A 21,697-nucleotide genomic window follows, 5' to 3' on the forward strand; every position below is an offset into this window, starting at 1 on the left:
CGCCGCGCGAACATCAACCGCCTGCACCGCACGCGTAACGTAAGGGATATGAGTGACGTCCCCTTCGGATTTTCGAACCGCGACGACGACGACCGCAAGCGCGGCGACGAGCCGGGCGGTCCCGAGTCGAACAATCCGTTCGGCTTCGGTGTGGGCGGGCCGGGCGGCGGGTTCGATCCGTCGCAGCTCGGGCAGATGCTGACCTCGCTCGGCCAGATGCTCAGCGGCATGGGCCAGCCGGGATCGGGTCAGTCCGGCCCGGTGAACTACGACGTCGCCAAGCGGCTGGCCCGCCAGCAGCTGGGTTCGACCATCACGCCGGTGAGCGCGAGCACCGCGAGTGCCGTCGCCGACGCCGCGCACCTCGCCGAACTGTGGCTCGACAGCGCGACCACGCTGCCTGCCGGGGCGGCCAAGACCGTCGCGTGGACGGCCAACGACTGGATCGAGGAGACGCTGAGCACCTGGCAGCGGCTGTGCGACCCGGTGGCGCAGCAGATCTCGGGGATGTGGACCGCATCGCTGCCCGAGGAAGCCAAGGAGTTCGCCGCCCCGATGGTCGGCATGCTCGGCCAGATGGGTGGCCTCGCGTTCGGCTCGCAGCTCGGACAGGCGCTCGGCCAGCTCGCCAAGGAGGTATTGACCTCCACCGATATCGGATTACCGCTCGGTCCCTCCGGCACGGCCGCCCTGCTGCCCGCGGCGATCGCCGAGTTCAGCGCGGGCCTGGAGCAGCCGGAGAGCGAGATCATGGTGTTCCTGGCCGCCAGGGAGGCCGCGCACCAGCGGCTGTTCGGGCACGTGCCGTGGTTGCGCCAGCAGGTGCTGGCCGCCGTCGAGGACTACGCGCGCGGCATCCGGATGGACTTCTCCGCGTTGGAGGAGGCCGCGCAGGGCATCGACCCGATGGCGCTGACCGATCCCTCGAAGATCGAGGAGATCCTGGCGCAGGGCGCGTTCGAACCGCAGACCACGCCGGAGCAGAAGCAGGCGCTGGAACGGCTGGAAACGCTGCTGGCGTTGATCGAGGGCTGGGTGGAGGTCGTGGTCACCGACGCGGTGGGCGATCGGCTGCCCGGCGCGGGCGCGCTGGCCGAGACGCTGCGCAGGCGCCGGGCCACCGGCGGGCCGGCCGAGCAGACGTTCGCGACCCTGGTCGGCCTCGAGCTGCGTCCGCGCAAGCTGCGTGAGGCCGCGGCACTGTGGCGCAGGCTGACCGGCGACGCGGGCATGGAGAAGCGCGACGGCGTGTGGGCGCACCCCGACCTGCTGCCCGATTCCAACGATCTGGACTCCCCCGCCGGATTCATCGATGCGGTGATCGGCGGCGGCGCCACCGCCTTCGACGATCCGCTTGCCCAGCTGGCCGAGACCGAGGCGCGGGAAAAGGCCGAGCGCGCCAAGGCCGCCGAGGACACGCCGGACACCGGCGATGCCGGACCCGACCTGGGCAAGGACGGCGGACAGTCCGCCTGAATGTCCTGTTGGTAGCCGCGAAACCCTGTGCATAACCACGGGTTTCGACGCGGGCGCGGCGGCCGCGGCGTGCACACTGCTCGGCATGACCGCTCAACGCCGTGGCCCACGGCTGTCCGCACAGCTCACCGTGCTGGTGCGTCCCTCGGGTGTGGTCCAGCTCGGCTGGAATCCGGAGACGGCCATGGTCCTGGATGCCGGTGGGTTGACGGCCGAGACCGTGCTGGCCTTTCTGCGCCTGCTCGACGGGATGCAGACCCGTCCGCAGATCGTCTGGCGGGCGGGCGAACTCGGCATCGAGCCCGATCACGCGATCGCGCTGCTCGACGTGCTGGACGCGGCGGGCATGCTCGAACATCCCGAGGAGCGGGCGGGCCGGATCCGATCGGTGCGGGTGCACGGCATCGGACCGCTGTCCGACGCGGTGGTCTCCGGCCTGCGCAAGCTGGGGCTGCGGCCGAGCCGCTCGCGTGACTACAGCGCGACCGCGGCTGCGGTGCCCACCTGGCACGCCGACCTGGTGGTGCTCACCGACGCGCTGATGCCCGACCCCCGGCTGCTCGAGGACCTCGGCCGCCATCGCGTGGCCCACCTGCCGGTCCGGATCCGGGACGGACGCGGGGTGGTCGGGCCACTGGTGCTGCCCGGCGCGACCACCTGCCTGCGCTGTGCCGACCTGCTGCGCGCCGACCACGACGCGGACTGGCCGCATCTGGCCGCGCAGTTGTTCGGCCGGGTCGGGCACGCCTCGCCTGCCCGGATCGCGGCGACCGCAGCCCTCGCGGTGAGCGAGGTCGAATCGGTGCTCGCCCTGTCGACCCGGCGGGAGTTGGCGATCTTGGACAGCACCCTGGAACTGGACCTCGATTCGCACCTGATCGACCGGCGGCGCTGGCCGCGCCACACCGCGTGCTCGTGTCACGGAATCACCGTGGACCTGCGCGAACAAACCTGAAGGTGGTTACCCCGCATGGCGTTTCGAGCGGGGCCCGACGGCGCGGAACGAGCTATGCTGCACCCATCCCCGAGTGACCGGGCTCACAACCTCAGGCGGCGTCGATTCAAGATTGCCGTGGCTAAGTAGTGGCACCTTCCGCCATGATGGGTAGGTGTCTGAGATCGTGCGCCGTCGCTCGTCCCGCAACGCCAAGTTGGCCAAGATTCCGCTCGGCATCGCCGGGCGCGCGGCCGTAGGATTCGGCAAGAAGCTGGCCGGGGGCGACAAGTCCGAGATCAACGCACAGCTGAACCAGAAGGCCGCCGAACAGCTGTTCACCGTGCTCGGTGAGCTCAAGGGCGGCGCGATGAAGTTCGGCCAGGCGCTCAGCGTGATGGAGGCCGCGGTCCCCGAGGAATTCGGCGAGCACTATCGCGAAGCACTGACCAAGCTGCAGGCGGCGGCCCCGCCGATGCCGGCCGAGACCGTGCACCGGGTGCTGGACCAGCAGCTCGGCACGCAATGGCGGCAACGGTTCCGGGAATTCGACGACACCCCGGCCGCCTCGGCCAGCATCGGCCAGGTGCACAAGGCGGTCTGGTCGGACGGACGCACCGTCGCGGTCAAGGTGCAGTACCCGGGCGCGGACGAGGCCTTGCGGGCGGACCTCAAGACGCTGTCCCGGATGACCGGGCTGCTCGCCACGGTGATCCCCGGCGCCGACGTGAAACCGATCCTCGCCGAGATCACCGAACGGACCGAGGAGGAACTCGACTACCGCAACGAGGCGGCCAACCAGCGCGCCTTCGCGAAGGGCTTCGACGGGCACGCCGAGATCGTGGTGCCCAAGGTGGTGGCCAGCGCCCCGAAGGTGATCGTCACCGAGTGGCTGGACGGTACCGCGGTCTCGGCGATCATCAAGTCGGGCGCCGAGGATCCGGAGGGCACCAAGGAACTGCGCAATCGGGTCGCGGGCCTGATGGGCCGGTTCCACTTCTCCTCCCCCGCGACCGTCGGGCTGCTGCACGCCGACCCGCACCCCGGCAACTTCATGATGCTCGCCGACGGCAAGCTCGCCGTCATCGACTTCGGCGCCTGCGCCCCCATGCCGGACGGATTCCCACCCGTGCTGGGCCGGATGCTCGCGCTCGCGGTGGACGAACGGTTCAAAGAACTCACCGACCTGATGTACGACAACGGCTGGGTCATCCCGGGCCGCACCGTCACCCACCAGGAGATCGCGGACTACCTGCGGCCGTTCACCGATCCGATCCAGTCCGACTCGTTCCATTTCACCCGCTGCTGGATGCAGCGGGTGGCGGGCAAGGCCTCCGACATCTCCAGCGCGGAGATGAAAACCGCACGCGCCCTGCAACTTCCGGCCGAATACGTGATGATCTTCCGGGTGCTGGGCGGCTCCGTCGGCATTCTCGCCCAGCTCGACGCCGAGCTGCCCTTCATGAAGCTGGTCCGCACCTGGATGCCGGGCTTCACCGCGGAGCGCACGGCCAGCTGACCCACCCGCCGACTCGGCCCGCGCGACCTGCCTTACCGGACGTGGCGCGGGCGGTCGGCTAGCCTCGGTCGGTCAGGTCAGCTCCGTCCGCGAGGGGTGATGGTCATGTCCTGCACCAACCGGATCTTCGGCGTGTCGATCGGCACGGCGATGCTGCTGCTGGCACCGCCGCACGCGATCGCGGCCGAGCCCGATGCGCCGTCGGTGCTGGCGCTGACCCTGGGCCGCGGCGTGTCGATCGCCGCAGCCGAACGCCGTGCCGTCACGCTGACCTGCACCCCCGCCGTCGGTGGCACGCACCCGAACGCGGTGGACGCCTGCCGGGCACTGGACGACGCCGACGGCAACATCCGTGCGCTGGCCGCGTTCACCGTGCCGCCACGCTGCCCGCAGAACTTCGATCCGGTCTACGCCACCATCGACGGCGTCTGGCGCGGTGCGCCGATCACCGATCACGGTGTCTTCTCGAATATGTGTGTGCTGCTTGCGACGACGGTCGCGGTCTTCAACTTCTGAGGCCCACCCGGCGCGGCCGCAGCACGAACACCAGGTGCACGAGCACCCGACGAGCACGGCCATGGTCATGCCGCTGCCCAGCAGCAGCCCAACCGGCCACCCGATTGCAGGATAGTCCCGAAACCACTGAAAAGCACTGTGGCACAGAGCAACACGCGGGCCTGCCGGTCATCCAGGTGCAGGCTGCGGCTGATCAGCGGCACCGAGGCGATCGACGGCGCGACCATCACCAGATGCCGCACCGCGACCGCGAGAGCACGGCCCGCAGGCGGACGCGCGTCGACCGGGTGCACGGCCGCGCTCATCGGCTCAACCACGGAATGTCCTGGTAGCGGTAGGCGCGGAAGATCGCGTTGGACAGGCCGGGAAAGACCTGTGCGGTATCGGGATCCGGGTACTCGGTGAACGACGGGACCACGTACTCCCAGCAGATCCGTTGCGCCGGAGTCACTTCGAAGATCCGGCCGAAGGCCGCCTCGGTGATCAGGGTGTTGCCGTTGGGCAGGCGTTGCGCACCACCCATGAAGGGGGTGAAGAAGGCCTCGCGCGGCGAGTCCTGATAGCTCCACACGATCTCACCGGTGCTCGCGTCGAGTTCGAGAATCCTGCTGTAGGTGACGGATTCGCCGGTGCGGAAGGTGCCGTTGTCGAAGAGCAGGATGCGCGAATCACCTACCGGCGTGGCGTGATGCTGCTGGGCGACGGTCGATCGGTCGGCGAGCGTGGTGACCCGGCCGGACCCGCGGTCGATGGTGACCACCGCGGACACGCTGCGCAGGCTCGCCACCACGGTGTGCTCGTCGAGCGGATGCACGCTGTTGATCAACGGCCAGTGCTCGCGCCAGTAATGCGGTTGCAGCGCGAACTGCGCCGGGTCCAGGTGCTCGGCCGCCCGCCATTGCCACAGCAGAGTGCCGTCCGGCGCGACCTCCTTGATGACATCGGCCCAGACGACACCGTCGGCCTCGGTGCCGGGCACACCGCCCTGGACGCGGGCCGCGGCCGCGCCGGTCAACGGTTCCACGCCGGTGTAGAGGACGCGGCCGTCGTCGTAGTGGTGCGCGTCGTGATGCTGGAGGTCGTCGCGATGCTCCGACAGCAGCACACCGTCGGGGTCATAGCGCCCCATCGACCCGCCGCTGTACTTGCGCCACATCGCGAACAACGGCGGTACGGCCAGCGTCGCGCCGTTGTAGGCCAGCGAGCCGTCGGCGAGCAGCCGCGCGTGCCTGCCCGGCCGATACGGTAACCGCCAGCGATGCACCACCTCGCCCGCGAGATCCACCAATTCGACCAGTCCGCGACCGGCCAGCGGCGCGTACAGCGTGTAGCCGGGAGCCGCCAGCGCCGGATCACTGCCGATCAGCCCGATCCCCCGGCGCTTGAGCGTGTTCTGTTCCACCGATACTCCTGAATATTCAGTGTGAATGAATATTCAGTACGCTGGCGCGCACGGACAGGATTGCGATCAGCGTGAGGCAAACACGACCATTCGCGAGCACACCCCCGACAATGTGCAAAGCGAATAAGAGAGGCTGGATTGGTGCGGAACGGACGCGAGGACCAGGCGCGATGGTCCGGGCTGGGCGATGTCGTGCACGATCGCCGGCGTGCCGCAGGGCTGACGCTGGCCGCCATGGCCGCGAAAACCGAATTGTCCCAATCATTTCTGAGCCAGTTGGAGAACGGGCGGACCAACACGAGCCTGCGTTCGCTGCAACGCATCGCGGACGCGCTCGCCACCACGGCCACCGAGCTGCTCGCGGCCGCGGACAACGCGCCGGGCGCGGTGCTGGTGCGGGCAGGCGACGGCGCACTCGAACAGGCCCAGACCGACGACGACGGATCGGTCCGGTCGCTGGTGCACGGTGCGCGCGAGCTGCGCGCGTTGGAATTCACCGGCGGAACCGGCCGGGGCGGACGCGAATTCAGCCACCCCAATGACGAATTGATCTACGTGGTCTCCGGGACCATCACGCTGGTCGCCGACGGCGAGGAGCTGACGCTGTCCACCGGAGACACCTACTACTGTGCGGCGGGCGTGCGCCACCGCTGGTGGGCGCACACCGAGGACACCACAACACTCGTGCTCGCCGTCGCCGACGGGCTGACGGTCCGCCGGGCACCGCATCGCTCCCGGCGAACCTGACCCCCGAAACCACTGCCGCGCAACGCAAACGAGCCGCCCACCGGGCAACGGCGGGCGGTTCGTCTGCTTTCTCGTTCGTTGGCTCGGCCCGTGTCGGGACCAACCGAATCGAGCACATCGACCGGAGGGAGGGAAGTCACTCCCGGATTCATGCCGGGACCGCGACCTTGCGCGGGCGACCGCGCGGACGCTTACGGGCGATGACGACACCTTGCTCGAAGATCTCGCCACCCCAGACGCCCCACGGCTCGCGTCGATCCATGGCCGCGGTCAGGCAGCCCTTGCGGATCGGGCAGGACGCGCACAGCGCCTTGGCCTGCTCCAATTGGACGGGGCTCTCGGCGAACCAGAGATCGGGGTCTCCGGCTCGGCACGGTACTTCCTTGACCTCCCTGGCCCGGGTAGTCGTGGCCACGGTTCGGCATGTCACGTCAGTAGTGGCTTGTGGCCATTCCTGGGCGGTGAACACGTCGTTCTCCTTCAGCTCGTTGCAGCGGTTCGTTTCGTTGTTTCCGCGAAACCGAGGCCGGCTGGCTGAAGGGCCGAAAAAGATTGGCCACGGTTTCGCTTCGTGCGATCCGTGGCCAGGAGGTCTGGGAGGGAGCTTTCCCTACCTAGGTATTCGACATTTCTGTCGAGTCCTGATCACGATCGCTGGGTGTGCGGGGCGGAGGCGCGTTGCCTGCAGATCCGCCGGCTCATAGCCGGCGTCTGCCGCGATGACGACGACGTTGTCTGCCGACTTGAAGACAGACTTGTGCCAGCTACCCGCGTTGGGCCCGTCCTGAATACGAGTGGTGCAGACGGCGTCGTGCATCTCAGCGAGATGTGCTTGCGCGCCGAATGCGCCACGAATTTCGGACAGACCGATCCCCTGCAAGGCGAGGATCCCCCGGGAGGCGGACATGGGTGTATTCACCGCAACGTCGCTGCCGCTGAAGAATGTGGTGTTCATGTCTGCCTCCCTCCTAATCTCGTTGTGTCCTGTTGACTGGCCGCGCCGGAATGCCCTCCCGGTGCGTAAAACCACCATAGGCAAGCGCGACGAAGCGCACAACCTATTTTCTACCTGCGGTTTTGGGGTCTTGCACGCAGTCGCGACGCGATGATCGCGAGCACGTCCGCCCCGTACTGCTCCAGCTTCTTCGGGCCGATCCCGGCGATCGAGGCCAGCGCGGCATCGTCACCTGGGAGTTGTTCGGCGATCGCGGTGAGGGTGGTGTCGGTGAACACCACGAACTCGCGCACCCGCAACGCCTCGGCCTTCTCCGCCCGCCACTGCTGCAACGCGACGAGCAGTTCGGCATCGAGCTCCGCCGGGCACCGGCGACAGCGGCCGAGCATAGTCGCATAGGTGCCGATGAGTGGCTTCGCACACACCCGGCAGGTGGGCCGCGCGCCTGTGCCCGCCGCCTCGGTGACCGGCGCGGCGATCCGCGAGGCCGGTGAATCGTCGGGCACCAGGCCGTTGAGGAACCGGGACCGGCGCCTGGTGCGGCGCTTGCCCTCGCCCCAGGCCAGTGCCCAGGACAGGTGCAGATGTTCGCGTGCCCTGGTCACCCCCACGTAGAGCAGGCGCCGTTCCTCCTCGAGCGCGGCCTCGTCGGCGACCTTGCCGTCGCTTTCGAGCACGTGCGCGATCGGCATCGTGCCGTCGGCGAGGCCGACCAGGAAGACCGCGTCCCACTCCAGGCCCTTCGCCGCGTGCAGCGACGCGAGCGTGACGCCCTGCACGGTCGGTGGGTGCCTGGCCTCGGCGCGCGCGGCCAACTCCCGCAGCAGGCCGGGCAGGTCGAGTTCGTCGTCGTGGTCGACCAGTTCCTCGGTGAGCCGGACCAGCGCGACCAGTGACGACCATTTCTCCCGCGCCTGCGCGCCCGCGGGCTCGGTCGCGGTCAGTCCGACCGGCGCGAGCACCGCGCGCACCAGGGTGACCAGCGCTGAACCGCGCCGCGACGCCTCGGGCAGGTCGTCGCGCGCCGCGGCCTGCCGCAGCACCGAGACGGCCTGCCTGACCTCGGGGCGGGCGAAGAACCCCTCGCCGCCGCGCACCTGATACGGGATGCCGAGTTCGGTGAGCGCCTGCTCATAACTCTCGGACTGGGCGTTGATCCGGTACAGCACGGCGATCTCGGCGGCGGGCGTGCCCGCCTCGATCAGCCGCTTGATCGACCTGGCGATCGCGCTCGCCTCGGCCGGACCGTCGTCGTACTCGGCGAAGACCGGCTCCGGCCCGTCCGGACGCTGGCCGATGAGCTGGAGCCGGGTGCCCGCGATGCGCCCGCGCGCCACGGCGATCACCCGATTGGCCAGCGAAACCACCTGCGGGGTGGAGCGATAGTCGCGTTCCAGCCGGATCACCGTGGCGTCGGGGAAGCGGCGGGAGAAATCGAGCAGATAGCCCGGGGTGGCGCCGGTGAACGAGTAAATGGTCTGGTTGGCGTCGCCGACCACGGTGAGGTCGTCGCGATCGCCGAGCCAGGCGTCGAGCACCCGCTGCTGCAGCGGGGTGACGTCCTGGTATTCGTCGACCACGAAACTGCGGTAGCGACCGCGGAATTCGTCGGCCACCGCCGGGTAGTCCTCCAGCGCCGCCGCGGTGTGCAGCAGCAGGTCGTCGAAGTCGAGCAGCAGGCCATCGGGGGTGGCCTTGAGTTTCTCGTAGCCCGCGTAGACCTCGGCCACCCGCAGCGCGTCGTACGGCGGCTCGCGACGGTGTTTGGCGGCCGCCGCCGGATAGTCCTCGGGGGCGATGAGGGAGGCCTTCGCCCATTCGATCTCGCTGAGCAGGTCGCGCACGCTGTCGGTGGCCGAGGACAGGCCTGCCCGGTTCGCCGCCTGCGCGACGAGCGGGAACTTGCCGTCGATCAGTCGCCACGGCACGTCGCCGACCACCTGCGGCCAGAAGTACTTGAGCTGGCGCAGCGCGGCCGCGTGGAAGGTGCGCGCCTGCACCTGGTTCGCGTCCCCGCCCAGGCCGAGCGCGCGCAGCCGACCGCGCAGTTCGCCCGCCGCGCGCGCGGTGAAGGTCACCGCGAGCACCTGGTCGGCCTTGACGTGGCCGGCCGACACCAGGTGCGCGATGCGATGGGTGATGGTTCTGGTCTTGCCGGTGCCCGCCCCCGCGAGCACGCACACCGGCCCCCGCGGCGCCCGCACCGCGGCGGCCTGTTCGGGGTCGAGGGAATCCAGCGTCGGGCCGGTGGGTTGGTGCGTGCTGGTTGACGACACGGCACCCATCATGACAGTGCCTGCCGACAACTCCCGCCCCGCGACCAATACTGTCGGCTCGTGGCCCACGACACGCCGACCGCCGACGCCAGACCCGCCGACCGGCACGCGACCTGGATGGAGCTGTTCTTCGACCTCGTCGCGGTCGCGGGCATCGGCCAGCTCACCCATCTGCTGCACCGTGGGCCCTCGCTGTCCGACTTCGGCCTGTATGTCCTGCTCTACCTGGCGTTTTGGACGGCGTGGGCGTGCATGATGCTCTACGGCAACATCGCCCGCGACCACACCAGGGTGCCGCTGATGCTCGCGACGATGCTCGGCCTCGGCGTGATGGCGAGCGCGGTGGCCGGGATACCGGAGCGGCACGCGACCACCTTCGCGGCGGTCTACGTCATCGTGCGCACCGTCGCGGCGCGGATCTGGGGTCGCGGCACCTTCGTGGTCGACTGGCCGATCGCGCAGCTGACCATCGGCGTGCTGCCGTGGGCCGTCTCGCTGTGGGTGCCCGAACCGTGGAAATACTGGCTGTGGGCACTGGGTCTCACGCTGGATATGTGGCTGATGTTCGCGGTCACCGGCGAACGGCTGCTGGCAGGCGCTCAGGAGGCCATCGATCGCCGGTTCCACAAGTCACGCCGGTTCCAGCACCTGACGCCGCCGACGGCCAGGGCGGTGCACGCGGACGCCGCGCACCTCGGTGAGCGGCTCGGGCTGTACGTGATCATCGTGCTCGGTGAGGGCTTCATCGCGGTGATCGCGGCGGTCGGCGGCGCCGCCTGGCATGCCAGGGTGCTGGCCCTCGGTTTCGGCGCGTTCGTGATCCTGGCCGCGCTCTGGGCGCTGACGCTGCTGTACGGCTTCGTGCCGCGCCTGATGACCGGCGACGATCCGGACCACACCATCCCCAGGCAGCACGTGATGGCCGTGCACTGCTGGATCACCGGGGCGATCGCCACCGTCACGGCGGGGCTCGGGCTCGCCGTCGAGCACGCGCAAGGCCATGTGTCCGTGGGGGTCGGCTGGTCGCTGTGCGGCGGCGCGGCGGCGTATTTCGTGATCGTCACGATCGTCGGACTGCGCGGCGGGGCCGGCTGGCGGCTGCTGTGCGCCTGGCCGCTGCCCGGCGCGATACTGGCGGTGGTGCTCGGCGCCTTCGGCCCGCACCTCGGCGCGCTCGGGCTGGTGTACGGGGTCGCGGCGCTGTTGCTCTGGGCGGTGCTGTGCCAGACCCGCGCGGACGGCAAGTGGCGCGAACGCGCCGGTCGGCGGCGGCGCTCCGATCACGGCCTCGGGATCGACGAGGTGCTGTAGCGGCGCACCGAACCCCGCGGGACGCGCGCCTTGGCGGTGCGCAGCCGGGTCCCGGCACGCCGAACCCCGGACAGGGTGGGGTCGGGCACATCGGCGGAACAGGGATGGATCATTCGGCGTTGCACAATTCGTGACTGACGTAACGCCTGACCTGACGATGTACTCGACCACGTGGTGCGGTTACTGCCGCAGGCTGAAGACACAGCTGGACGAGGCCGGGATCACCTATGTCGAGATCGATATCGAGCAGGATCCCGCGTCGGCCGAGTTCGTCGGCAGCGTGAACGGCGGCAACCACGTAGTGCCGACGGTGAAGTTCGCGGACGGCTCCACGGCGACCAACCCGTCGCTGGCCACCGTCAAGAAGGCGCTCGCCGCGCTGGCCTGACCAGCGCGTCCCACCGACCTCCCGCACGCGCGGACCGCACCGGTCCGCCGTGCCGCTATGCCTTCGGCTCGTCGCCGAGCCCGGCCCAGGATTCGGTGATGGTCCGGGCGATCGAGATCGACCCGGGCAGCAGCAGCCGCGCCCCGGAACCCTGCGCCGACCAGTCGCCGACGATCAACGCCTCGCGCACCTCGTCGCGGCTGAACCAGTACGCCTCGGCGATCTCGCCGTCGGAGAACACCAGGGGCTGGTCCGGATCGGCGACCGCGGTGAAACCGAGCATCAGCGAACGCGGGAACGGCCACGGCTGGCTGCCGAGGTAGTGGATGTCGCGCACGTCGAGGCCGACCTCCTCCTTCACCTCCCGCTCGACACAGCGTTCCAGCGATTCGCCCGCCTCGACGAATCCGGCGAGCAACGAGAACAGCGTCTGCGGCCAACTCTGCTGCCGGGCCAGCAGCACCCGGTCCGCGCCGTCGTGGATCAGGCAGATGACCGCGGGGTCGATCCGGGGGAACTCCTCGTACCCGCTCTCGGTGACCCGCGACCAGCCCGCCTTGGCCGGGGTCGTCGCGGTGCCGTCGGCACTGTTGAAGGCCGCCTTGTCGTGCCAGTTCAGCAGGGCGGCGGCAGTGGAGAGCAGGGCGGCGGTCAGGTCGTCGACGCTGCTCGCCATGCCGCGCAGATCGGTCAGCGAGCCGGTGATCTCGCGATCGCGCACCGCCCACAGGTGCACACCCTCATCTATGCCGAGGAACACCGCGTCGGGGCTCGGCTCGGGCGACAACTCGATCGCCTTGTCCAGCACGAGCGCGCCGTCCTCGAAACGGACTTGGCCGCGCTGGTTCACCCGCAGCAGCTTGGCGTCACGCCAGCCGGCGAGCAGGGCCTGCGCGTCGGCTCTGGTCTCCTCGGCGCGATCGAGCACGGAACGGGACAGCAGCGGAACGGAATTGAGCTGAAAGGCCGACACCCCTCGACACTATCGCGCCGCGCGCGAGCTGCCCTACTTGGTCGTGCGGCGAATGTAGAGCAGTTTGTCCCCGGCCTCGAGCGAGTCCACTTCCGGCTCGCCGACCCGGACCAGCACACCGCTGCGCACCACACCGAGCACGATGTCGCTGAGGTGGCGCGGGGAGCCACCGGTCTCGGCGGGCTCCACGTCGCGCTCGGCGATCGCGAAACCTTCCTCCGGGGTGAGCAGGTCCTCCATCATCTCGACCACCGACGGCGTGCTGGTCGCGATGCCGAGCAGGCGGCCCGCGGTCTCCGAGGACACCACCACCGAGTCGGCGCCGGACTGGCGCACCAGGTGGGTGTTCTCCGCCTCGCGGATCGAGACCACGATCTTGGCGCTCTTGGTGAGTTCCCTGGCGGTCAGGGTGACCAGCACCGCGGTGTCGTCGCGATTGGTGGCGACGATGACCGACGCGGCGTTGTGCACGCCGGCCAGCCGTTGCACGTCGGACTGGGTCGCCGAGCCGTGCACGGTCACCAGGCCCGCGTTCGCGGCCTGCTCCAGCGCGACCATGTCGGTGTCGACCACGACGATGTCGGCGGGCTGCACGCCGTCACCGAGCATGGCGTCGATCGCGGTCCGTCCCTTGGTGCCGTATCCGACGACCACGGTGTGATTGCGCACGGTGTGCCTCCATCGCTGAATCTTGAACGCCTGCCGGGACCGTTCCGTCAGCACGCCGAGGGTGGTACCGACGAGCACGATGAGGAACAGCACGCGCAGCGGAGTGATGATGATGATGTTGGCCAGCCGCGCGGTGGGCGTCACCGGCGCGATATCGCCGTAACCGGTGGTCGACAGCGACACCGTCGCGTAATAGAACGCGTCCAGGAACGACAGCGGGTCACCCGAACTGTCGCGGTAGCCGTCGCGGCCGATGTAGACCACCACGGCGGCGGTGAACAGCAGGAAGACGGCGAACAGCACGCGCCTGGTCAGTGAAATCCACGGACTGGTCTGCACTTCCGGGATGCGCAGCACGCCTACCAGCGCGAAGTGCGGGCGATTGGACATCCCGAGGGTGCGCGCGCGATCACCGAACACTGGACGCTCCCGCCCTGGTACTCATCGGGTCGGTCGTCCCCGGCCTCGTTTGTCCCTCCGGCACAGCACGGCAGCCTACCCGCTGCTCCCGGCAAGACCGGGTCTCGACGCGAGCGCCCCGCGAATGCAAGGCTGCCGCATGGCAGAAAACGTTCACCCGCCCGTTCGCACCAACGGCCGCCGCCCCGCGCTGGCCCTGGCCGCCCTGCTGTTCCCGATGGGTGTGCTGCATTTCGTGGCGCCCAAGCCGTTCGACGCGATCGTGCCGAAGTACCTGCCCGGCGAGCCGAGGAGCTACACCTACGCCTCGGGCGTCGCCGAGATCGGCGTCGCGGCGGCGCTGGCGCTCCCGCGCACCCGCGGCCTCGGCGGGCGGCTGGCCGCGCTGCTGTTCGTCGCGGTCTTCCCGGCGAACGTCCAGATGACCGTCGACATGCTCGGCAACGAGAAGCTGCCGCGGGTGGTCAAGATCGGCTCGGTGCTGCGGCTGCCGTTGCAGCTCCCGTTGATCACGCAGGCGCTGAAGGTGAGCCGTTCGGCGCGGCGGTCCTGATCAGCTCGGCCAGTTCGGCCGGGCCGGCGAGGGTGGCGGGCGCGATGGTGCGCCCGGTACGCACGTAGTGGAACGCGGCGCCGATCCGGCCCAGCATCTCCTGCTCGGGCCTGCCCTCCCTTGCCGCCATCAACCTGGCCCAGGCCAGGCGATACACGGCGAGCTGCATGGCGACGGCGGGTTCCTCCGCGGGAGTGGGTTCGGCGCCGGTCTTCCAGTCGACCACGATCCAGCCGCCGCCGGGTTCGGCGAACACCGCGTCCATTCGCCCGCGGATCACGGTGCCCGCGATGGACGTTTCGAACGCGACCTCCACCTCGAGCGGACTGCGGTTGGCCCACGAGGAATTCAGGAACGCGTCCTGCATCGCGGTCAATTCCTTGTCCACATCGTCGGTGGCGGCACCGTCGGAGGCGCCGGGCAACTCGTCGAACCCGAGCAGCCGGTCCGAACCGAACCAGCGCTGCACCCAGGCGTGGAACGCGGTGCCGCGCCGGGCCAGCGGGCTCGGCGGGAACGGTAGCGGGCGACGCAGCCGCGCGGCGAGTTTGCGGGGATCGGCGCGCATCTCGACCAGCGCGGTCGCGGCGATCTGCCCGGGGAGCTCGACCTCCTCGGCCGCGGACTGCTCGGCCTCGAACTCGGCGAGCAGCGCGTCCACGTCGGCGGCCCAGCCGTCGGGGTCGTCCGGATCCGCTGGCCGCTCGGGGTCGAACTCCGCTGCGGCGAAGGCGATATCGGCGTCGGAGAGCGGCTCGTCGTACGGGTCGGGCGGCACCTCGGCGGCCCACGCCCGCTCGTCGTAGCCGTCCGTCGGATCGGGTGGCGGCGGGTCGTCGGAGTACGGCGGTTCGACGGGGTCGTCGGCAACAGCGGCAGGCAAAGGCGGTTGCGCGGCGTCGGATTGCTCGCCCGGCAACGCCTTCCGCGGCTCGGGTGGGCGCAGGCGCAGCTCCTCGAGCGCGGCGCGGACGAGCGCGGCGCCCTGTTCGATCGGATCGCGGCGGTGCCCGAGCGGATCGCGCGGCCATTCGGCGGTGGCCGGATTGTCGGTGAACGGGTTCACCGCGTCATGTGCGGGCGGGTCGTCCCAGCGTGCGATGTCGAGCACGCCGTTGGCGGGACTGTCGGCGGCCGCACTCGCGTGCTTCAGCTCCAGCAGGAAGTCCGACGGCCCCTTGGGCGTGCTGCCGGTCTCGGCCCAGTGATGCGCCGAAACCAGCAGCACGCGTTCGGTTCTGGTGAGCGCGACATAGAACAGCCTGCGCTCCTCGTCGATGCGGCGCCGTTCCAGTGCCTCCTTGTGCGCCTTGATCGCCTGCTCCAGATCGGCGCGGTCGTACAGGTCGGCCAGGTCGAGCACCGGAACGCCGTCCCCGGCGTCGTCCTGTTTGCGGTCACCGCGCAGTGTGGTCGGGAGTTCGGCCAGCGCCCCGAGCCAGGTGCCCGAGGCGGTACCGGACGGGAACACGCCCCGCACCACGTGCGGCACGGCGACGATCTCCCATTCCAACCCCTTGGCCGCGTGCACGGTCAGCACCTGCACCCGGTCCTTGGCGACCTCGACTTCGCCCGGCTCCAAACCGTTCTCGACCGACTCGGCGGCGGCCAGGAAGGACAGCAGGCCGCTCAGCGACGCGCCGGGATCGGCGGCGTACCCGGCGACCACCTCGGCGAACGCGTCCAAATGCTCACGGCCCGCACCGGTCCCGGCCATCGCGCGGCGCGCCTGCGTCTCCACGCCGACCCCGATGGTGCGTTCCACGTCGGCGACCAGCTCGGTCAGCGACTGGCCGCTGCGATCGCGCAACGCCGCGAGCTCATGGCTCAACGCCTCGATCCGAGCGAAGCCGGACTCCGAATAGTGTTCGCGCGGACCGGGATCGGCGATCGCGTCGGCGAGGCCCGCCTGTTCGGCCGGCTCGGGAGCGACCTCGCGCAGCGCGGCGGCCAGCGCGGGCGCATCGGTGATCTCCTGGCTGTCACCGCTGGTGAACCTGCTGATCGACAGCGCACGCGCGCGGCGGGCGAGCGCGGCGATATCGGCGACACCGATGCGCCAGCGCGCGCCGGTCAGCACCCGCATCGCCGCGCTGCCCGCGCCCGGCTCGGCGATCAGCCGCAGCGTGGCGACGATATCGGCCACTTCGGGTGTCGCGAGCAGTCCGCCGAGCCCGACGATCTCGACCGGCAGTCCCTGCGCGCGCAGCGCCTCGGCCAGCGGTGAGGCATCGGCGTTGCGGCGCACCAGCACCGCGGAGGTCGGCGGCGGCTCGCCCGCCGCGCGCCGGGCCGACCACTCCTCGGCGATCCGGACCGCGAGCCAATCGCGTTCCTCGGCAACGGTTTCGGTCAGCGCGAGCGCGACAACTCCCGCGCCCGCGTTCGGTTTCGCGCGCAACGCGTCCACGGTCACGCCGCCGCCATCCAACGCCTTGCGCCGCAACGGGTCCGCGACCAGGTTCGCCAGCGCCAGCGCCTCCGGTGGATTACGCCAGCTGGTCAGCAGCGGCAGGATCGGCGCGGGAACGCCTGGCGCGCTGGGGAAGTCGGTGGCGAACCGAGGCAGGTTGGCCGCCGAGGCGCCGCGCCAGCCGTAGATGGACTGCATCGGATCCCCGACCGCGGTCACCGCCAGCCTGCGGCGGCTCGCCGCCGGTCGCGGCTGCTGCTCCTCGCTCCCGTGACCGCCCTGAGCGGTCGGCTCGGAACTCGCCGGACGCGGTTGGCCCGCACTGGTCGCGGCAGTGTCCGCGGGCCGCGCGCCGCCCGCCGCCTCGTCCGGCGCGCCACCGAACAGCGCGGCGAGCAGCACGCGCTGCGCGTGCCCGGTGTCCTGGTATTCGTCCAGCAGGACGAGCCGGAACCGGGCGCGCTCGGCGGCGGCGACCTCGGGGTGTTCGGCGGCGAGGCGCGCGGCCAATGACATCTGCGCGCCGAAATCCAATGCGCCACGCCGATGTAGCGCGTCGGCGAGGTGCTGGACGAGCGGCAGCAGCGCGACCCGCTCCTGCTGCACCTGCAGGATGCCGCGCAACGCCTGACTCGGCCCGCCGCGTTGCCGCGGGCCGGGCGGCAGGGTGTGCACCAGCTTCTCCAGCTCGGTGTGCGCCTCGGCGAGCTGCTCGGGTTCGATCAGGTGCTCGGCGAGCTGACCGGACAGCGCCAGGATCGCCTCGGTGACCGAGACCGGGGTGCGGTCGGTGTCCAGATCGCCGTCCCAGGTGCGCACCACCTGGTGCGCGAGCTGCCACAGCTGGGTCTGGGTGAGCAGGGTCGCCGACGGCTCCACCGGCAGCAGCAGGCCGTGCTCGGTGAGCAGCCGCCCCGCGTAAGAGTGATAGGTGCTGATCTCCGGTTCCGCGCCGGACAATTGGGCGCGCAGCTGCCCCGACGGGTCCAGCTCGCGCAGCAGCGGCGCACCGGCCAACCGCGCAAGCCGGGTCCGGATGCGAGCGGTCAACTGCTGTGCGGCTTTTCGGGTGAAGGTGAGCCCGAGTACCTCGTCCGGCAGGACCAGGCGGTTGGCCACCATCCAGACCACCCGCGCCGCCATCGTCTCGGTCTTGCCCGCTCCGGCGCCCGCCACCACCAGCGTCGGACCCGGCGGCGCCGCGATCACCGCCGCCTGCTCGTCCGTCGGCGGCGGGAGCCCGAGCGCCTCCGCCAGCTGCTGCGGCGTCACGCGGGTCACCGGATCCCCCTGCGGCCGTGCCCCTTTCGACGCCGCCGAGGGGGCGCGGCGGGCGTATGCGGGTGCGCAACGGGCCGGATCACTCGTCGGTCACCTGTCTGCCGGTGTCCTGAACCGGGCAGCTGCCCGCGACGGCGCAGTGCCTGCACCCGTCGTTGCGCATGGCCAGATAGCTGGGGCCTTGCGTGGCCGCGGCCGCGTCGTGGATGGTGTCGCGCCACTGCTGAAGTGCTTCGGGGTCGAGCGGGGGCTGCATGCGCTGAGTGGCGCCCTCCTTACTGCTCGGTTTGGCGACGTACACCAGCCTGGCGCCACCCGGCTCGCCGAGAGCGCCCGGCTCCGCGGCGCCGGACTCGTCCGCGGCCACATCGGAAGTATCTGCGCCGGAGGATGATTCGTCGACGGCGGCGTCCAGCGCGCCCAGCGCCGCCGCCACCTGATAGGTAGCCAGCTGGGCATGATCGACCGCAGCCTGCTTGGTGACCGGTGTCTTACCGGTCTTGACGTCCACGATCACGAAGCGGCCCTGCGCATCTCGCTCCAAGCGATCGACCCGGCCGCGAATCCGCACGGGCAGTTCGTCTTCGGTCCGCGCGGGCAGCACGCAGTCGACCGGCACCTCGACCCCCGCCTGGGTGAGCTCGCCGCGGGTGTTGCGCACCCAGGCCATGAACGTCTCCAACATGGCCTCGGTGCGGCGCAGCTCCTGCCGGGAATGCCAGCCGGAACTGGGATCGACCTGCTGCCAGGCCTTGTCGAGCGCGGCGCGCACCTGCGCCTCGGGCACCTTGCCCGCCAGCGCCTGCACCAGCGTGTGCACCAGGTTGCCCTTGACCGCGTGCGGATTGTCGCCGTCGGTGCCGCCGTGGCGTTCCAGCGCCCAGCGCAGGGGGCAGGTGCGCAGCAACTCCACGGTGGACGGGGACAGGCCAACGGTGGTCTCGTCCTCGGACCACAGCGAGCGCGACGAGCTCAATTCGGCTGTGCCGTACCACTCGTCGGGATGGGTGCCCGGCACCCCGGCCCGCGCCAGGCGCGCGAGTTGCTGGGCCGCGCGCTGCCTGCGCTCCGGATCGGACTCGGGATCGCAGACCGCGCCGCGCAATTCGGCCACCAGCGAGTGCATCACCAGGGCGCGCCCCGGGTCGACGATCGGCAACGCGCCGGGCTCGCCGTCCTCGTCGTGCCCGAGCAACTCGGCGAGGAACCGCGACGGCACCAGATCCCGTTCCCCCGACACCGATTCCACGGCGGTCACCAGCAGCGAGCGCCGGGCCCGGCTGCACGCGACCAGCAGCAGCCTGCGCTCCTCGGCGAGGATCGGCGCGGCCCGGCTGACCCGTTCGCCCCCGTCGATCACCCCCGCCGTCACATCGACCAGGTCCTCGGTGTCGAGCAGGGTGCCGCGCGGACGCGGGTTGGGCCAGATCCCCTCCTGCACCGCGGCGACCGCGACCACGTCCCACTCCCGGCCCGCCGCCGCGTGCGCGCTGATCAGCGCGACGGCCTCCTTCGGCGCGGTGCGCGGGCCGGAATCGTTCGGAATCTCCTGCTGGGTCAGGTAATCCACGAAGCCTTCGATGCTCGCGCGCGGCAACCGGTCGACGTAGCTCGCGGCCGCGTCGAACAGGCCGACGGCGGCGTCGAGATCGCGGTCGGCCTGCATGCCCGCCGCGCCGCCGCGTGCGGACTGCGCGACCCACCGCCGTTCCAGCCGAGACCCGGTCCACAGCGCCCACAGCACGTCTTCGAGGCCCGCACCGCGCCGGCGCGCCTTGCGCGCCCGCTCCAGCGCACCGAGCGCCCGCCGCAACGGCGCCGCCTCGACATCGGTCAACCGCTCCAGAATCGCCGGATCCCCGGCATCGATGAGCAGGTCCCGCAACACCTCCGCCGACGACTGATCAACCCCGTGCCGCAGCACCCCGGCGTCCCCTTCTGCGGACTCCCCCGCCATCGCGGGGGACGTTCCGCCGGACCCGCCCGCCGCCGCAGCGCGCGAATCGCCGAGCGCGGCGGGTTCGGTGGGGGCGGGCTCGTCGGGAAGAGCGGCTTCGGGGTGCTCCTCCGGATCGGCTTCCGGGCCGCGCCATTCCACGTCCTCGGGGATCCATTCGGCGTCGACGCCGTACCAGTCGGCGTCGTCGGCGGCGCGTTCGAGTCGGTCGAGGGTGGGCTCGGGGCGGCCCGCGGTCGGGGCGAAGCTCTCGGCGGCCTGCTCGGCGGCGACGGCCTGGTCGACTGTCGCGCTCGATACCGGTTCCTCGGCCGCGCGGCCCGAGCGGGATCGGCTGCGTTCGGCCTCCAGCACGCTGCGGCGCACCCCGCGGCGCAGGCGGCGCAGCGCGATCTGGTCGGCGCCACCGAGCGGCCCGGCGAGCAGGTCGAGGGCGTCGTCGGGGCCGAAGGCCGACTTGCCCTCACCGGCGAGCACCGCGCGCAGGGACAGCAGCATCCAGGCCGCCCCGCGCCGCCGCGCCAGCGGCGTATCCAGTGCGGGCTGCTGCACCGGCACCCCGGCCGCGAGCAGGGCGCGGCGCAGCGGAGCCAGCGACAGCGGCACCGACCGCACGATCACCGCCATCCGCGACCACGGCACCGCGCCGGTCAGATGCGCGCGCCGCAAATGGTCCGCGATCAGCGCCGCCTCCTTGGCGGGCGTGCCGAGCACGCGCACCCGGACCTCGGTGCCGTCCTCGGCCGGTCGATCGGCCCGGTCCGGCAGCGAAAAGCGTTGCGGCGCACTGCCCGGCAACCGTGCCGCGATTCTGGCCACCGCCAGCCGCACCGGAGCGCCGAGACGGTGGTTGTCCCGCAGCACGATGCGCTGCCCGTCCGGCGCGTCCAGGTCGGCGACGAAGCGCGCGTCCGCGCCGCGGAAGGCGAAGATGCCCTGATCGGGGTCGCCCGCGACGACGGTCGTGTGCGCGCTGCGCCCGATCGCCTTGACCAGCATCGCGGCCTGCGGGTCCAGGTGCTGGGCGTCGTCGACGAGCAGGTACCGGATGCGGGCGCGCTCGGCGGCGAGCAGCTCGGCGTCCCCGGCGAGCGCGTCGAGCGCGGCGCCGATCAATTCGGCCGCGTCCAGCGCCGGTGCCGTGGCCTCCGGCGCCTCGACGCCCACCGACCAGCGCAACAGCATCGTCTGCTCGTAGCGCACCGCGAACCGGCCCGCCGCCACCCACTCCGGCTTCCCGTGCTCGCGGCCGAGCCGCACCAGATCTTCTGGCCCGAGCCCGCGTTCGGTGGCACGCAGCATGAGATCGCGCAACTGTTCGGCGAATCCGCCGAGCGCGAGCGCGGGCTGTAACCGCTGCGGCCACAGTCCGTCCGCGCCGTCGGCGATGTCGGTCAGGTCGCCGCGCAGCATTTCGCGCAGCACCGCATCCTGCTCGGCACCGGTCAGCAATCGCGGCGGCGGGTTGCCGTGCTCGGCGGCGTGCCTGCGCAGCACGGAGAACGCGTAGGAGTGCAGGGTGCGCGCCAGCGGCTCCCTGGTCGCGCCGGGCACACCGCCCTCGGCGTCCGGGCCCGCCAGCCGCGCGGTGATCGCGTCCCGGACGGTGCTCGCCGCCTGCTTCGAATGGGTGAGCACGAGCACGGATCCGGGGTCGGCACCGGCGGCGATGCGCTCGGCCGCCAGGTCGACGAGCAGGGCGGTCTTGCCCGTGCCCGGTCCGCCGAGCACCTGCCAAGGTCGCCACCCTGGGCGGGTCGGGCCGGCCGCGGCCGCGGCGTCCAACAGCACGCGAACGTCGGCGCCCCAGACCCGTGGCCGGGGTGCCACCACGTTCCGGCGAACAAGTCGCACCGCGCTATCCGATCGCACCACGCGGGCTATTGCAACAGACACGACCGACACGC

17 protein-coding genes are annotated in these 21,697 nt (G+C 71.0%); 8 read left to right on the forward strand and 9 right to left on the reverse strand.

All coding sequences use genetic code 11. The features are described from left to right. Nucleotides 1-48 precede the first annotated feature (48 nt). The 4 genes from F5X71_RS28675 to F5X71_RS28690 all read left to right on the forward strand — a co-directional run bounded on the left by F5X71_RS28675 (nucleotide 49) and on the right by F5X71_RS28690 (nucleotide 4,445). Nucleotides 49-1,476, forward strand: a complete 1,428-nt coding sequence (locus tag F5X71_RS28675; protein WP_167464806.1) for a zinc-dependent metalloprotease — start codon at nucleotides 49-51, stop codon at nucleotides 1,474-1,476. 85 nt (nucleotides 1,477-1,561) lie between these two features. Then, nucleotides 1,562-2,431: a hypothetical protein gene (locus tag F5X71_RS28680; protein ID WP_167464807.1), complete on the forward strand. Its 870-nt coding sequence runs from the start codon at nucleotides 1,562-1,564 to the stop codon at nucleotides 2,429-2,431. Nucleotides 2,432-2,585: 154 nt separating this feature from the next. Continuing rightward, nucleotides 2,586-3,929 (forward strand): ABC1 kinase family protein, encoded by a 1,344-nt coding sequence (locus F5X71_RS28685; protein WP_167464808.1) that lies wholly within the window; start codon nucleotides 2,586-2,588, stop codon nucleotides 3,927-3,929. A 105-nt stretch (nucleotides 3,930-4,034) separates the two neighbouring features. Next, on the forward strand, nucleotides 4,035-4,445 hold the full coding sequence (locus F5X71_RS28690) for a subtilase-type protease inhibitor (protein WP_167464809.1): 411 nt from the start codon (nucleotides 4,035-4,037) through the stop codon (nucleotides 4,443-4,445). Between the two features lie 65 nt (nucleotides 4,446-4,510). Here the strand turns inward: F5X71_RS28690 and F5X71_RS28695 are convergent, their stop codons facing one another. Together F5X71_RS28695 and F5X71_RS28700 are read right to left on the reverse strand one after the other, a co-directional pair. Further along, on the reverse strand, nucleotides 4,511-4,750 hold the full coding sequence (locus tag F5X71_RS28695; RefSeq protein WP_167464810.1) for a hypothetical protein: 240 nt from the start codon (nucleotides 4,748-4,750) through the stop codon (nucleotides 4,511-4,513). Further along, nucleotides 4,747-5,847, reverse strand: coding sequence for an aryl-sulfate sulfotransferase (locus F5X71_RS28700; protein ID WP_167464811.1), 1,101 nt, complete (start codon nucleotides 5,845-5,847; stop codon nucleotides 4,747-4,749). Before F5X71_RS28700 ends, F5X71_RS28695 begins: the two co-directional genes overlap by 4 nt. Before the next feature lie 141 nt (nucleotides 5,848-5,988). Here F5X71_RS28700 and F5X71_RS28705 point away from each other — a divergent pair, with 141 nt between their 5' ends. Further along, a complete protein-coding gene (locus F5X71_RS28705; RefSeq protein WP_238815526.1) occupies nucleotides 5,989-6,594 on the forward strand; it encodes a helix-turn-helix domain-containing protein in 606 nt (201 codons plus the stop codon). A 148-nt stretch (nucleotides 6,595-6,742) separates the two neighbouring features. Here the strand turns inward: F5X71_RS28705 and F5X71_RS28710 are convergent, their stop codons facing one another. The 3 genes from F5X71_RS28710 to F5X71_RS28720 form a co-directional block, all read right to left on the reverse strand. Further along, nucleotides 6,743-7,009, reverse strand: a complete 267-nt coding sequence (locus F5X71_RS28710) for a WhiB family transcriptional regulator (protein WP_275106749.1) — start codon at nucleotides 7,007-7,009, stop codon at nucleotides 6,743-6,745. Between the two features lie 195 nt (nucleotides 7,010-7,204). Beyond that, on the reverse strand, nucleotides 7,205-7,549 hold the full coding sequence (locus tag F5X71_RS28715) for a hypothetical protein (RefSeq protein ID WP_167464813.1): 345 nt from the start codon (nucleotides 7,547-7,549) through the stop codon (nucleotides 7,205-7,207). A gap of 110 nt (nucleotides 7,550-7,659) precedes the next feature. Further along, entirely contained in the window at nucleotides 7,660-9,834 is a 2,175-nt protein-coding gene (locus F5X71_RS28720; protein WP_167466817.1) for an ATP-dependent DNA helicase UvrD2, read from the reverse strand. A 51-nt stretch (nucleotides 9,835-9,885) separates the two neighbouring features. On the opposite strand from F5X71_RS28720, the gene F5X71_RS28725 reads away from it, so the two are divergent. Together F5X71_RS28725 and F5X71_RS28730 are read left to right on the forward strand one after the other, a co-directional pair. Further along, a complete protein-coding gene (locus tag F5X71_RS28725; protein ID WP_167464814.1) occupies nucleotides 9,886-11,136 on the forward strand; it encodes a low temperature requirement protein A in 1,251 nt (416 codons plus the stop codon). Between the two features lie 157 nt (nucleotides 11,137-11,293). Then, nucleotides 11,294-11,524: a mycoredoxin gene (locus F5X71_RS28730; RefSeq protein WP_167466818.1), complete on the forward strand. Its 231-nt coding sequence runs from the start codon at nucleotides 11,294-11,296 to the stop codon at nucleotides 11,522-11,524. A 55-nt stretch (nucleotides 11,525-11,579) separates the two neighbouring features. Here the strand turns inward: F5X71_RS28730 and nudC are convergent, their stop codons facing one another. Next, nucleotides 11,580-12,497: an NAD(+) diphosphatase gene (gene nudC, locus F5X71_RS28735; protein ID WP_167464815.1), complete on the reverse strand. Its 918-nt coding sequence runs from the start codon at nucleotides 12,495-12,497 to the stop codon at nucleotides 11,580-11,582. A gap of 33 nt (nucleotides 12,498-12,530) precedes the next feature. After that, nucleotides 12,531-13,556, reverse strand: a complete 1,026-nt coding sequence (locus F5X71_RS28740) for a potassium channel family protein (protein ID WP_167466819.1) — start codon at nucleotides 13,554-13,556, stop codon at nucleotides 12,531-12,533. Between the two features lie 169 nt (nucleotides 13,557-13,725). On the opposite strand from F5X71_RS28740, the gene F5X71_RS28745 reads away from it, so the two are divergent. After that, complete coding sequence (locus F5X71_RS28745) at nucleotides 13,726-14,139, forward strand: DoxX family protein (protein ID WP_167464816.1); 414 nt, start codon at nucleotides 13,726-13,728, stop codon at nucleotides 14,137-14,139. Here F5X71_RS28745 and F5X71_RS28750 read toward each other — a convergent pair. Together F5X71_RS28750 and F5X71_RS28755 are read right to left on the reverse strand one after the other, a co-directional pair. Next, nucleotides 14,096-17,833, reverse strand: coding sequence for an ATP-dependent helicase (locus F5X71_RS28750; protein WP_167464817.1), 3,738 nt, complete (start codon nucleotides 17,831-17,833; stop codon nucleotides 14,096-14,098). The two genes, F5X71_RS28745 and F5X71_RS28750, sit on opposite strands and share 44 nt — an antisense overlap. Before the next feature lie 79 nt (nucleotides 17,834-17,912). Then, nucleotides 17,913-21,662, reverse strand: a complete 3,750-nt coding sequence (locus F5X71_RS28755) for an ATP-dependent helicase (RefSeq protein ID WP_428981506.1) — start codon at nucleotides 21,660-21,662, stop codon at nucleotides 17,913-17,915. Nucleotides 21,663-21,697: the final 35 nt, after the last annotated feature.

The organism is Nocardia brasiliensis (genome assembly GCF_011801125.1).
GTDB classification, from domain to species: Bacteria; Actinomycetota; Actinomycetes; order Mycobacteriales; family Mycobacteriaceae; genus Nocardia; species Nocardia brasiliensis_C.

What these genes read in the sequence shown, in the direction of transcription:
- F5X71_RS28675 (WP_167464806.1), top strand. Translation starts at nt 49, where the DNA reads ATGAGTGACGTCCCCTTCGGATTTTCGAACCGCGACGACGACGACCGC.
- F5X71_RS28680 (WP_167464807.1), top strand. Translation starts at nt 1,562, where the DNA reads ATGACCGCTCAACGCCGTGGCCCACGGCTGTCCGCACAGCTCACCGTG.
- F5X71_RS28690 (WP_167464809.1), top strand. Translation starts at nt 4,035, where the DNA reads ATGTCCTGCACCAACCGGATCTTCGGCGTGTCGATCGGCACGGCGATG.
- F5X71_RS28695 (WP_167464810.1), bottom strand. Translation starts at nt 4,750, where the DNA reads ATGAGCGCGGCCGTGCACCCGGTCGACGCGCGTCCGCCTGCGGGCCGT.
- F5X71_RS28715 (WP_167464813.1), bottom strand. Translation starts at nt 7,549, where the DNA reads ATGAACACCACATTCTTCAGCGGCAGCGACGTTGCGGTGAATACACCC.
- F5X71_RS28720 (WP_167466817.1), bottom strand. Translation starts at nt 9,834, where the DNA reads ATGGGTGCCGTGTCGTCAACCAGCACGCACCAACCCACCGGCCCGACG.
- F5X71_RS28730 (WP_167466818.1), top strand. Translation starts at nt 11,294, where the DNA reads ATGTACTCGACCACGTGGTGCGGTTACTGCCGCAGGCTGAAGACACAG.
- F5X71_RS28740 (WP_167466819.1), bottom strand. Translation starts at nt 13,556, where the DNA reads ATGTCCAATCGCCCGCACTTCGCGCTGGTAGGCGTGCTGCGCATCCCG.
- F5X71_RS28745 (WP_167464816.1), top strand. Translation starts at nt 13,726, where the DNA reads ATGGCAGAAAACGTTCACCCGCCCGTTCGCACCAACGGCCGCCGCCCC.